Genomic DNA, 12,371 nt, shown 5'->3' with positions numbered 1-12,371 from the left:
ATTGGTGTCTTAGCGACGCAAAGCGCCAGGTTTTAATTGTTGCTGCCCGGTTGAGCCGGACTGCCACTGCCGTGATCCATGCCGGGCATCGAATGACCGTCATGCTGCATCCCGGGCATGGTCTGCCCGCCCTGCTGCGGCTGGGCGTCAGGCTGCTGGCTGTTGCTGTCGGTGCCCTCGGGCTCTTGCCCGCTGCGTGCCGGCGTGCCGGTTGCAGGGAAGGTCGGGGCATTGGTGCGCTCACCCTGTTCGGCATGGCGGTTGTCATATTCCAGCCGCTCCCGGTTTTCGGCGCTCTCCTTGCCTGCGCCGCCCATCATGTCGATGTGCATCATCTCGTTCATGCACATCTTACCGGGCGTCGCGCACATGTTGAGGATGGCCTCGTAGAGGCCGGCCTCGGCGCTGGCGTAGTAGCGCACGGGCTCTCGTTCGCTCGGCCTTTCGAGTTTCAGGTAGGCATCGCGGTTAAGCGCCGTACCTTGCGCTTTGACACGGGCGATCCAATCGTCGAAGCCCTGCTGGTTTAGGCCGTGAAACTTGAAGCGCATGTGCGAGAAGCCGTCGCCGCTGTAATTGGCAGAAAAGCCTTCGTACTCGCCTTCCTTGTTGATGACGGCGTGCAACTTCGTCTGCATGCCGGGCATGGCGTAGATCTGGCCGGCGAGCGCCGGAATGTAGAAGGAGTTCATTACCGAAGACGCGGTGATTTTGAAATTGATCGGAACGTCGACCGGGGCTGCCAGTTCGTTGACGGTCGCAATGCCGAGGTCAGGATAAAAGAACAGCCATTTCCAATCGAGCGCCACGACTTCGACGGTGAGCGGCTTCGCACCAGCAGGAATCGCGCGTTCTGCATCCAGCCGGTCAAGCGCGCGGTAGGGGTCGAGCTTGTGTGTGCTGATCCAAGTGATTGCGCCGAGCGCAATGATGATGGCAAGCGGCGCTGACCAGATCACGAATTCAAGGCGGGTGGAGTGATGCCATTCCGGATCATAGGTCGCCGCTGTGTTCGAGCGCCTGTATCGCCAGGCGAAGAACAGTGTGAGGAACAAGACCGGCACGATGATCAAAAGCATCAAGAAGGTCGAGACCAGGATAAGGTCTGCCTGTTGATTGGCGATATCGCCCGAGGGCGACATCACCACCAGATTGCACCCTGCCAGCATGAATAGCGGCAACACGGATAGAAGGCGGGAAAACTTCATCAGTTTTTGCACGTCTCTAAGCTCTTGTTGTTTCGTCCGAACCGCGACTAAAGCACGAAACGGCATGGTGACATGAGGTGTTTGGTCGCAGTGCAGCAAATATGCCGCGATGCGGCAGAATGTCATTTCACGGCATTCTGAAAAATCCTGATCAATGCAAGAAGGATTGTGCCGGGATCAAATGTTTTTCCGGCCTATATATCCGCAAATGCGCAGTTGGCCAGTTTCGCAAGCCGCCCCGTGCGCATTTTGCGATCTACATGCAATTTTGAGAATGGATGATGAACTATTTGCGCCGTCCGGACTTGATAACCCGGCGGGTTTGATCAAGATCGTCCTTGAGGCGCTTCGTAAAAGCACCTCAACGAGGGAGGCGTTAAATGGCTGAAACACAGGTACACTACGGACCGTCATCGCGCACGCTGGAACGCGACGCACGCAGAATTCACGATGACAAGCCGGTCTCGCCGGGCAGCATCGCGATCGGCGTCGTCATCGGACGCATGTCGGAATTTTTCGATTTCTTCGTTTACGGCCTGGCCTCGGTTCTCGTCTTTCCGCAGCTTGTCTTTCCCTTCGCGCCGGACCGGCTGACGGCGACGCTTTATTCTTTCGCGATCTTTTCGCTGGCTTTCCTTGCCCGCCCTGTCGGCTCCGTTGTGTTCATGACCATCGACCGCTTCTACGGCCGCGGCACAAAGCTGACGATTGCGCTCTTCCTGCTCGGTGGCTCGACGGCCTCGATTGCCTTCCTGCCCGGCTACAACGTAATCGGCTACTGGTCGATCGCCTTGCTTGCGCTTTTCCGCCTTGGGCAAGGCTTTGCCCTCGGAGGCGCATGGGACGGGCTTGCTTCGTTGCTGGCACTGAATGCGCCGGAGCGGCACCGCGGCTGGTATGCGATGATCCCGCAGCTCGGTGCGCCGATCGGTTTTGCGCTGGCGAGCACCCTGTTCGGCTTCTTCATCGCCAATCTCTCAAACGATGATTTCCTCTCCTGGGGCTGGCGCTACCCGTTCTTCGTCGCATTCGCCATTAACGTCGTGGCCCTCTTTGCCCGCCTGCGTCTCGTCATGACGAAAGAATTCGGCACGCTCCTGGAGCAGCATGAACTGGAAGCGGCGCCAATTGTTGATGTCCTTCGCATCCACGGTCGCGATATCCTGATCGGCGCCTTCGTCCCTCTCGCAAGCTTTGCAATGTTCCATCTCGTCACCATTTTTCCGCTTGGTTGGATGAGCCTTTACGGCAGCCAACCGCTCGGCACTTTCATGGTTGTGCAGATCATCGGTGCCATGGTCGGCATCGTCGCCATCATCGCCTCTGGCCTGATCGCCGATCGCATCGGCCGCCGCGGTCAGCTCGCCGTCTGTGCCGTGCTGATCGCGATCTTCTCCTTCATCGGTCCGATGCTGATTGCCGCCGGCGACACCGGTCAGGACGCATTCGTCATCATTGGCTTCGGCGTGCTTGGCCTTTCGTTCGGTCAGGCTACCGGTTCGATCTCTTCGCGGTTCGGCCGCGGCTATCGCTATACGGGCGCAGCCTTCACGTCGGATCTCGCCTGGCTGGTGGGTGCGGGTTTTGCGCCCCTCGTTGCACTTAGTCTGTCCAGCCGCTTCGGCCTGCCTTTTGTCGGCTATTACCTGCTTTCGGGCGCCATCTGCACGCTTGCCGCACTTGCCTTCAGCAAGGCGCTGGAACAGCGCGAGTAGCGACCACTGAAGCATGAAGCCCGCCGACCTCGGTGAACTGACCCCCGAAAGTTGGACAACAGCCTTCGGGGGGTTTTCATGTCCGGAACTTGCCGAAGATTACTGCAGCGCCGCCTGCGGCTGCTTTGCAGCGCGTGCGGCCGTCAATTCCGCCGTCGTATGGTTCAGGCGGTCGGCAAGGACGCGCATGATCTCGACGGCAATTTCGGGAAAATCGCTGAGAAGCTTCAGGAAATGCTCCTTGCTGATGCGCAGCACTTCCAGTGGAGAGGTAGCACGGACAGTCGCGGTGCGCGACACGTCACAGAGGATGGCGATTTCGCCGACGATGGAATTAACCTCGACGTCGGCGACTTTTATGTCGCCTGCAGGCGAATTCACGAGAATATCGGCGGTGCCGGAAAGCACCACATAGGCCGCGTCGCCCGGATCGCCCTGGTGGAAAAGATCCTGACCGGCCTTGTAGGTCATTCGATCGGAGGTGAAGGCCAAAAGCTTGAGTTTCGCCGGGGCGATCCTTGCGAAGATCGGCACCCGCCGCAGCATTTCGACTTCATCTCTCAACAGCATGAGCGTCTCACCCCCTGCCGCTTCTCCTCGCCGAAGGAGAACGCGCTTTAAAAAACTCTACTGACATTCCCTCGCAAGAATGCCGTCTCAGCCGCTGCAATAGAATATTACGATAACAGTTCCTTGAACATCCCGTTTTTCTCGGAAAGTTCCGGATAGTTTCCCGCTTCTACTAAATCTCCGCGATTAAAAAGTAAAATCCTGTCGAAGATTTCTGCAAGTCTTGCGTTTGAAAGCACCCAGATGATCGCTGGGCGTTTACCCTCCTCGTGCAGGTCTTGGACGACGTTGCGGATGATCTGATCCTGCACACGCTGATCGAGCGCGGGAAGCGGCCGGTTGAAGATGAAATAATCCGAGCGCTTCAAAAGCGCGCGGGCGAGGTTGAGTTTCTGGCGCTGAACCATCGTCAATCGCTTGCCGCCGGAACCGACGTCAAACTCAAGGCCGATCGACAACACGTCGTCGTAAAGATCAAGCGCATCGAAGAGTTCGCTCATGATGGTGCGAATACGATCGGAAGCGTCCGCCTGCTGATAGGCGATACGGCCGAACAGCACGTTGTCCATCAGCGTTGCGGAGGAGGTGAAGCGCTCGGGATCGTGCCGCTCGATGAGAACGGCCAGATCATCCGGTATATGCTCGTGAAACTGCTTGCGGGCGCTCACGATCTTGGCCATCAGTTCATCGCTCAGCAAGCCGAAGCGATGGCGCGGCTCGATATAGGCAAAGCTCAGCCGGATGATCATCGAGCGCTCATCGATGCTCGCATCCTCGAACCGGCGGCTCTGCAATTTCTGCAGCAAGGCCTGATAGGTCGGAATATCATCCGCCGTCATGAAGGTCAGCTGCTGGAAAAAAGGGTGGTCGGGCGGTAGATCGTGGAAGAGTTCGACGGCGTTTTCGGCGATTTCCAGGCCCATCGCATAGAGGTCGTTGCTGAGGCCGGTATTGCGGAAAAGCTGCTGGAAATAGGGGTGTGCCGCAAGCTTGCGGTTGTTCATCATCGGTCGTTTCATCGTGCCGAAGAGCAGGTTTTCGCCGACCGTTGCCTGGGAATTGTAGTTATCGAAATCAAAAGGCACGACGATGGCATCGAGGCTCTCGTCCTTCATACGCCCTCGCAGCGACTGACGCAGATCGACGATGCGATCCGCAAGCGCCACATGCACTGTTGTATCAACCGTCGAGCGTAGGGCTAGGTCGAGAATGTCCTGCGAAATCAACACGGCATCGAGCACCGGTCGGATCGCCGTCAGCAGATCGTCCGGTCCGGTTGCCCCGGCGGCGTTGTAATCGACCCAGTCGCTGTTGAGATCAAGCGTCGGGTTGCCGGCCTTCAGCGCCTCGGCGGCATGCCATTTGAATTCCTGTGCTGCCTCGTCCTCGTAGTTGGGATCGGTCAGCGGTGCATGCTTGAGACCGTAAAGCAGGTTGTCGCGCAGCGTGCCGTGAAAAAAATAGCTATCGGCGGAAGCGTAGGAAATGCGACGGCCGGTAATCGATTCCGGCAGTTCCAGAAGGTCGCGGCCGTCGATGCTGATACGGCCTGAGTCCGGCCAGACGATGCGGCCGAGCGCTTCGGCGAAAGCCTCCGCACCGCTGCCGTTCGGCCCGACAATCGCCACTGTCTCGTTCGGCCTGATCTCGACCGAGACGTGGTCGACCAGGCGCGCGCCGCTATCGTCGCTGAGGGTGAGGTTGCTGACGACGAGGGCTGCCGTCAGCGGGCCGATTGCTTCTGCCGGGATTTCCTGGATGCGGCTGTCAATGAGCGGCTCGACATTGAACTGTTCATAGACCTGCTGATACTTGACCTGAACGTCCTGGCGCATCTGATCCCAGTCGATCAGTTCTTTCAATGGCCCCGGAAGATCCTTGTAGGCGCTGATGACGGCAACGAGCTGGCCGATGTCAAGGCGCCCCTGCAACGCGAGATAGCCGCCGATCGCGTAGAATAGGAACGGCGTCACCTGCGCCAGGAAGTTGTTCAGGAACTTCACCAGGAACTTCCACTGGTAAAGGTCGTAGCGGATCGAGAAGATGAGGCCGAGACGCGTGGCAATGTCGGCGCGTTCCAGGTTCGAGGTGTCATTGCCGTGAATCGTGCCGATACCCTCGACAATCTCGCCAACGCGGCCGGAAAGCTCGCGGGCTGTCAGCTGCCGCTGGCGGCCGAGCTCGAGCAGTCGTTTTCTCATGCGCGGAATGACGACCGCCTGCACGCCGACGATTGCGGCCGCAATCATGCCGAGCCAGAAGTTCTGGACAATGATGAAGGCAAGCGCCGTCAGCGCCTGGCCGCCGAGAAGGGCAGGCGAGACGAAGGCATCACCGGTGAAGCCGCCCATTGGCTCCACCTCGTCCTTAATCATCGTGGCAATTTCAGCCGATTTCACCCGCTTGAAATGGACGGGCGGGAAACGCAGCACCCGGTCGATGAGTTGGAACCGAATACGCCTTAACATCCGCTCGCCGAGGCGGCCTTTGTAGGTATTGATGTAGAATTTGAAGAGGCCGTTCAGTACGACGAGCGCCAGGAAGACGAGGCTCAGCGCCATCAGCATCTGAAGGCGGTTGAGCTGGAACCCCTCGAAGAACTCGACATGCCCGATCAGCGGGATGTCATAGGCAAGATGCATGAAGGTCTGGGTCGCATTCGCATTCTCGAAGCCATCACCTTGAATCGGGCCGTTGACGATCTGTTTCGGCAAATCGAAGGACAAGAAATAGGGGACCATCGAGACGGCAACGACAGCCAAAATCCAAAGCTGCTGTCGCCGCGTGTTCGACCAGATATAGCGGGCGAGGCTTTTTTCCATGCTAACCGTCAGCCTGATTGGAAAGGGCGGGCCGGGATAGGGGGCCATTCGTAAGGGGAGATGCCGAAAACAGATTCATGCAACCGGACCGCCGGGTATTGTAGGGAAATCAAGGCGAAGCGGATTGCTGTCGAATGCCGATTCTCGCCGGAGCTTCAGTTATATCACAGGATTTTCATAATAGGCGAGCGATTCAACCAAGCATCGAACGGATGATCGAAGCAGTTGTCTCGGCTCCCGTCAGATCGAGCGTGACGTCCTTTCTGGCGGGTGCTGCAAGCACTCTTTCGATCGCCGCTGCCACATGCTCTGCGGTCAGTCCTTGCTCTGGAAGAACTGCGGCAAGACCCAGTGCCTGCAAACGCTCGGCCCGCACCGTCTGCTCCGTTTCGCCGCCGGCGACAAAGGGGATAAGGATCGAACGACAATTTGTTCGCAGCAGGTCTCCGACCGTGTTGTAGCCTGCCTGCGAGATCGAGATTTTCGCGCCGCGCAGCAGCGAGGGAAAGTCCTTGCGGAAGCGCGCAAGCGTGATGTTGGCAGGTGCGGCCCGGCTCAGCCCGATAAAGTCCGTCTCCGGCAGATTGGGACCGGTGACGAGCAGCCAGCGATGACTTGCGGGCAGCATGGCTGCGGCATCGCGCGCCGCGCGGATGAGCTTCAGGCCGACGGCCCCGCCGCCAGCGGAGGCAATGATGTCGAAGACGTCGGTCGGAGCGGCGGCCGGTGGGGGTGCAACGAGACCGGTATATCGTACCTTGTCTGCGATTTCGGCCGTCAGCGGAAAGGTATCTTCAAGTCGCACAAAATCCGAATCACCGTGAACGAGCACGGCGTCGAAGTGACGTTTCACCAGGTCGACGGTTTCCTCGTCCCGGCCGGGCTTGCGGTTTTCTTGAAGGATGTCGCGCACCGAACTGAAGAGTTTTGGCTTTGGATCCGTCCTGCCGATCATATCGAGCAGCGGCAGCAGTTCGAAGCGCATCTGACGCCTGCCGAAGGGGAAGGCCTCGGTGATGACGGCATGCGGCCGCACCTCCTGAAATGCGGCAAGCAGCAGGTCGCGCCGTCTTGACAGAAAGGCGTCGCCGGCGACATTGCCGTGGGCGTCCGCCAGACCCGAAAAGCCGGCATTGCTGGCAACGACCGGCGGCAAGGCTATGGTCTTTATGCCTGCGCCGGGAAAGCCTGGAACTGGTAAGCCGCCTGTTGCGACCGTCACGTCAAAACCGTCCTTGACCAATGCGTCGGCAATGCGGCTTGCGCGCGCGATGTGGCCGATGCCGAGCAGGTGCTGGACGTAAAAGAGGATGCGTATTGCGCTCATGAGGGTTGTTGCCATTCCTCTTCGAAGAGGTGTATCAGCTGCTTTATGCTGGAATGATAGTCGAAATGCTCACGCACGCGTTTTTCCGCCGCATCGCCCAGCCGTCTTCGCAGCGCCGGATCGCGGATCGCCGCCTCAAGCGCGCCAGCGAGCGCCATCGGATCTTCCGGTGGAACGACGAGACCGTTCTCGCCGTTTGTCAGCAGTTCCGGCACACCTGAAACATCGGTCGAAAGGCACATGAGCCGCTGGCTCGACGCCTCGACCAGCACATTTGGCAATCCATCCCTGTCGCCGTTGGCTGCAATACGGCAGGCAAGCGCAAACAGGTCGGCGCTGCGGTAATGAGCGAGCACCTCCTTCTGCGCCATCGCGCCTTTCCAGGCAATGTTGCCGGCAAGTCCGAGCTCCGCGGCGAGCCCCTTCAATCTGGCCAGTTCGTCACCGCCGCCGATGTGTTCGAAACGCCAGTTGAGGCTTTTTGGAAGCAGGGCAAGGGCGCGCAGCAGCACGTCGTAGCCCTTCTTTTCGACCGCCCGGCCGACGCTCAATAGAAAAACCGGGTCGGACGGATCGGTGCCATCCCGGTTGGAGTGCTGGCCTTCGAAACGGCCGAAGCGGGCCAGATCGAGGCCGTGATAGCTGAGGTGTACTGCATCCGGCCGCCCGGTCAGGCTTCGCATATGCTCCCAGCCGCTCCTCGTGCACGTTACCGCCCAGCGGGCGGTGCCAAGCTTGGTGTTCAGCTCCCAGTCGGGTGACGTCCAAATGTCTTTCGCATGGGCCGAGACGGTCCAGGGCACGCCTGTCAGGATGCTTGCATAATCGGTGACAGAAGCAGGTGTATGGATGAAGTGTGCGTGCAGCCATTGGCCGTTATCGGGCCACTCGCGGGCAAGCACCAGCGCCTGGCCGAGACGGCGGAAGCGGTTGCGCGACATATCGCGTGGCAGATCGGTCAGAAAGCGTTTCATCAAGGCCTTGAAACCCGGCTTTCCAAAGCCGGCAAAAAGCCCCTTCAGGACGCGCAGCGGCTCTTCGTGCAGGTATTCCGGCAGGTAGACGACGCGCGCCTTGATCTCGTCATGCACCGGGTGGCGTTTCGTGTCGGTCGGCCGCCTCATCGAAATCAGCGTCAGATGGAAGCCCGCTTTTTCCAGGCCGAGCAGCTCTTGGGCAATGAAGGTTTCGGAAAGGCGCGGATAGCCTTTCAGCACGACAAGAATCTTGCGGCGCTCCGGCAAGGCTTTGATCTTTATTCTGCGCCGACGACGGCAAGATGGCTGCCGCGATTGTCGAGCCAGTGGCCGACGGTCTGCGAAATATGGTCGAGCCCTTGAAGTTGCATATCGCGTCCGCTCTTTGATGGTGGCAGGCGTTGCGGCAGCCGTTTCAGTGCCTCTGCCATGATGGCCGGATCAGCCGACTGATCGGGCAGAAGCACGTCCACAAGGCCGAGTTCGCTGGCGCGCTGGGCACGCAGCAACTGCTCTTCCCGGGGCTTGACCCGCGGCACGACGAGGGCCGGCTTGTCGAAGGACAGAATCTCGCAATAGGTGTTGTAGCCGCCCATGGCAACGACGCCCGTGGCGCCGACCATGAGTTCTTCCATGTGGTTGTCGAACTCGATCACTTCGATATAGGGGATCTTTTCGCCTTTCCTGACGAGTTTTGCGCGCTCGACTGCCGGCATGTAGGGTCCGAGCACGACCAGCGCTTTCTGCTCAAGCGTCGCATCATGCTCATAGGCGTTCATCACGTCATGTACGAGGTCGGAACCATCTCCGCCGCCGCCGGTGGTTACGAGGATGTAATCGTCCTTGCGCGCGTTGACCGATGTCTTGCCGACCGAAACGCTGCGTTGCAGGAAGCCGACGAAGTCCATCTTCCGGCGCACGCTGTGGGGAACGTCGAGGCCGATCAGCGGATCGTAAAAATCAGGCGGCCCGTAGACCCAGACGCTGTCGTAATACTGGTCGATCTTCTGCATGATACCGTTCCTCTTCCACTCGGCATCGAGCAGATGCGGCGCATCCATGATCTCGCGCAGACCGAGCACCAATGTCGTGCCCCGTGCCTTCAGATAAGCAAGCGTGTCCTCGATTTCGCCTTTGAGGCCCATCGGCTCCTTGTCGACGATGAAGATGTCCGGCTGAAAGGTCTCTGCCGTATGGCGGATGCTCGATTCGCGCATCTTCAGCGTTTCGTGAAGATCGATATGGCTCGCCATAGACGTATATTCGCCGTTGTGAAGCTTGATCACGCTGGGGATCTTCACGAAGTCGACGCGCGCCCGGTAGTCGAACGCACCGGCAATCGTTGCGCCGGAAATGATCAGCACATTGAGACCACGATAATCCTCGACCAGCGCATGTGCAATTGTCCGACAGCGGCGCAGGTGGCCGAGGCCGAACGTATCGTGGCTGTACATCAGAATGCGAGCATCTTCCACGCGTCTGGCCATGGGTATTTCCTTCGGGGCGAACAACATAGTTAGGCCCCCAGTCTTCCGGAGGGCGAGACACAGCAGAGCGGCAAATCTCCACCAAGCCTGCTGCTATTTGTAGGGATCTGCTGCATCGCGCAACCCATCTCCCAGAAAGTTGAAGGCCAAAATGACAAGAACCACTGGAATAATCGGGAAAAGCAGCCACGGATAAAAGGCAATGACGCTGACGCTCTTGGCCTCGGTGAGCAAGATACCCCAGCTGGTGATCGGCGGCCGAAGGCCAAGCCCGAGAAAGGAAAGCGCCGTTTCTCCGAGGATCATGCCCGGGATCGAAATCGTCGCCGAGGCAATCAGATGCGACATGAAGCCGGGAACAAGATGCCGCGCGATGATGCGGGGCGTGCTTGCCCCCATCAGCTGGGCAGCCTGCACGTAATCCTCTTCGCGCAGCGCCAGAAGCTTCGAACGCACGGCACGCGCAAGCCCGGTCCAATCGATGATGCCGAGGATTACAGTAATACCGAAATAGATGACGATCGGGCTCCACGTCACCGGCATGATGGCTGCAAGAGCCATCCAGAGCGGCAGGCTCGGCAGCGACTGCAGCACCTCGATCACCCGCTGGACGATCAGGTCGAAGACGCCGCCCCAATAGCCGGCAAGGCCGCCGATGACGATGCCGAGCACGAAGCTGATTGCGATGCCGATCAGGCCGATTGTCAACGAAATCCGGGCGCCGTAGAGGATACGGGAGAGCACGTCGCGGCCGAGGCGATCGGTGCCGAGCAGGTACATCTGGCCGCCTTGTGCCGGGCAGACAAGATGCAGATCGGACTGAACGAGGCCCCAAAACTTATAGGAATCGCCACGGCAGAAGAAGCGGATCGGCTGAACGTCGTTCGGATTGTCGGTGTAGACCCGGCGCAGCGTGTCAAGGTCAAGTTGCATCGTGCGGCCATAGACGAAGGGACCGACGAATTCGCCCTTGTCGAAGAGGTGCACGCGCTGGGGCGGGGAATGGATGTAGTCGACATTGCGCGTGTGCAGGCCGTAAGGCGCCAGAAACTCAACGACCAGTATCATCAGATAGACGACAAGCAAAAAGATGCCGGAAGCCAGCGCTAGACGGTGCTGCTTGAACTTCCACCACATCAGTTGCTTTTGGGAAGCAAGGTGAATACGCGAACTGGCAGCCGCCATCGTTTCCGTGGCGATGGGATCGAACGGTGCGGTCGAGACATAGTGCTGCAAGGGAGCGCCGGGCGGTGGCAAGGGCGACATTATTTGGTGCTCCTGCCTTGCAGACGGATGCGCGGATCGAGGAAGCCGAGGGCGATATCGGAAACCAACACGCCGATGACGTTCAGGAAGGCAAGGAACATCAGGAAGGAGCCGGCAAGGTACATGTCCTGGCTCTGCAGGGCCTTTATCAGCATCGGGCCAGTCGTTTCGAGCGACAGCACGATGGCGACGATCTCGGCGCCGGAGATGATGGACGGCAGGATCGAACCGATGTCGGCGACAAAGAAGTTGAGCGCCATGCGCAGCGGATATTTGATGAGCGCACGGGTCGGATGAAGACCTTTGGCGCGCGCAGTCGTTACATATTGCTTCTGCATCTCATCCAGCAGATTGGCACGAAGGCGGCGGATCATGCCGGCCGTACCCGCCGTGCCGACGATGATGACAGGGATCCACAGGTGGGACAGGATCGATCGCGCCTTCTCCCAGCTCATAGGCTCGGAGAGATATTTCTGGTCCATCAGATGACCGATCGAGATGCCGAACCAGATATTGGCGAAATACATCAGGATGAGTGCCAGCATGAAGTTCGGAATGGCAATGCCGAGCAGCCCGAGAAACGTCAGTCCGTAGTCGCTCCAGCTATATTGATGGGTAGCGGAATAGATGCCGATCGGAAAGGCGATCAGCCACGTCACCAGGATGGTCGTGAAGGAAACGAGGATCGTCAGCCACAGACGGTCGCCGACCACTGCGGAAACCGGCAACTGGTATTCGAACGAATAGCCGAAATCGCCGTGCAGCATGCCGCCGACCCAATAGAAGTAGCGGATGATCGTCGGTTTGTCGAAACCGTATTGCTGCCGCAGCTCTTCGATTTCCTGCAGGTTCGCGCTCTCGCCCTGCGCGCGCAGCTCGGCGATCTGGCTTTCGAAGAAATCGCCCGGCGGCAACTCGATGATGGTAAAGACGAGCGCCGAAATCACGAGCAGCGTGGGGACCATGGCGGCAATCCGCCAGAGAATATATCTCAGCACG

At 59.0% G+C, this 12,371-nt stretch carries 9 protein-coding genes; 1 reads left to right on the top strand and 8 read right to left on the bottom strand.

What is annotated here, in order from left to right; translation table 11 throughout:
- Positions 1–32: 32 nt before the first annotated feature.
- Positions 33–1,220 carry a ubiquinol oxidase subunit II gene (gene cyoA / locus ACZ9DP_RS09635; RefSeq protein ID WP_476201400.1) on the bottom strand — a complete coding sequence of 396 codons (1,188 nt, stop codon included), beginning with the start codon at positions 1,218–1,220 and terminating at the stop codon, positions 33–35.
- A gap of 368 nt (positions 1,221–1,588) precedes the next feature.
- Between cyoA and ACZ9DP_RS09630 the strand changes: the two genes are divergently transcribed.
- Positions 1,589–2,923 (top strand): MFS transporter, encoded by a 1,335-nt coding sequence (locus ACZ9DP_RS09630; protein WP_194731400.1) that lies wholly within the window; start codon positions 1,589–1,591, stop codon positions 2,921–2,923.
- Between the two features lie 99 nt (positions 2,924–3,022).
- Here the strand turns inward: ACZ9DP_RS09630 and ACZ9DP_RS09625 are convergent, their stop codons facing one another.
- The 7 genes from ACZ9DP_RS09625 to ACZ9DP_RS09595 all read right to left on the bottom strand — a co-directional run bounded on the left by ACZ9DP_RS09625 (position 3,023) and on the right by ACZ9DP_RS09595 (position 12,370).
- Entirely contained in the window at positions 3,023–3,493 is a 471-nt protein-coding gene (locus tag ACZ9DP_RS09625; protein WP_022716669.1) for a cyclic nucleotide-binding domain-containing protein, read from the bottom strand.
- Between the two features lie 107 nt (positions 3,494–3,600).
- The gene (locus ACZ9DP_RS09620; protein WP_476201399.1) at positions 3,601–6,315 is read right to left on the bottom strand and encodes an ABC transporter transmembrane domain-containing protein; all 2,715 of its coding nucleotides are present in this window, start codon (positions 6,313–6,315) and stop codon (positions 3,601–3,603) included.
- Positions 6,316–6,508: 193 nt separating this feature from the next.
- Entirely contained in the window at positions 6,509–7,657 is a 1,149-nt protein-coding gene (locus ACZ9DP_RS09615) for a glycosyltransferase family protein (protein ID WP_476201398.1), read from the bottom strand.
- Positions 7,639–8,886: a glycosyltransferase gene (locus ACZ9DP_RS09610; RefSeq protein ID WP_476201397.1), complete on the bottom strand. Its 1,248-nt coding sequence runs from the start codon at positions 8,884–8,886 to the stop codon at positions 7,639–7,641. Before ACZ9DP_RS09610 ends, ACZ9DP_RS09615 begins: the two co-directional genes overlap by 19 nt.
- 11 nt (positions 8,887–8,897) lie before the next feature.
- The gene (locus ACZ9DP_RS09605) at positions 8,898–10,106 is read right to left on the bottom strand and encodes a glycosyltransferase family protein (protein ID WP_074073034.1); all 1,209 of its coding nucleotides are present in this window, start codon (positions 10,104–10,106) and stop codon (positions 8,898–8,900) included.
- 93 nt (positions 10,107–10,199) lie between these two features.
- Positions 10,200–11,372, bottom strand: a complete 1,173-nt coding sequence (locus tag ACZ9DP_RS09600; RefSeq protein WP_074071575.1) for an ABC transporter permease — start codon at positions 11,370–11,372, stop codon at positions 10,200–10,202.
- Positions 11,372–12,370, bottom strand: coding sequence for an ABC transporter permease (locus ACZ9DP_RS09595; protein WP_074071576.1), 999 nt, complete (start codon positions 12,368–12,370; stop codon positions 11,372–11,374). Before ACZ9DP_RS09595 ends, ACZ9DP_RS09600 begins: the two co-directional genes overlap by 1 nt.
- Position 12,371: the final 1 nt, after the last annotated feature.

The sequence above is a fragment of the Rhizobium sp. USDA 4016 genome (assembly GCF_056279705.1).
Note: the sequence above shows the minus strand (reverse complement) of the source record. Positions and strands in the feature narration are given on the sequence as shown.